Source organism: Mameliella sp. CS4 (genome assembly GCF_019392335.1).
In the GTDB taxonomy this organism is placed as follows: domain Bacteria; phylum Pseudomonadota; class Alphaproteobacteria; order Rhodobacterales; family Rhodobacteraceae; genus Antarctobacter.
In genome coordinates, this window is record NZ_JAHXRQ010000185.1 from 1 (window position 1) to 264 (window position 264).

Here is a 264-nt window from a genome sequence, read left to right on the forward strand (position 1 = left end):
GGTAGGCGCCCGCCAGATAGGCCACGCCGTAGCGCAGGTTGGTCTCCGGATCGTACAGGCCGGCGGCGTCGCCGGTGTAGCCCAGGCTGCGCGCGGTCGCGTGCTTGATCTGCATGAGGCCGAGGGCGCTGCCGCCCTTGGCCCGCGGGTTGTAGTTGCTCTCGCGCTTCACCACGGCGTGCACGAAGCTCGCCGGAACGCCGTTCGCCTTGGCCTGCTGCTCGATCAGCGCGTCGATATTGTCGCGCGCGCCCTGCCCGAAGG

Annotated in this window: 1 protein-coding gene; it reads right to left on the reverse strand. The window is 70.5% G+C overall.

All coding sequences use genetic code 11. The features are described from left to right. Positions 1-264, reverse strand: a 264-nt coding sequence (locus KZZ07_RS27050; protein WP_219520084.1) for a transglycosylase SLT domain-containing protein, incomplete at both ends; no start/stop codon positions are given.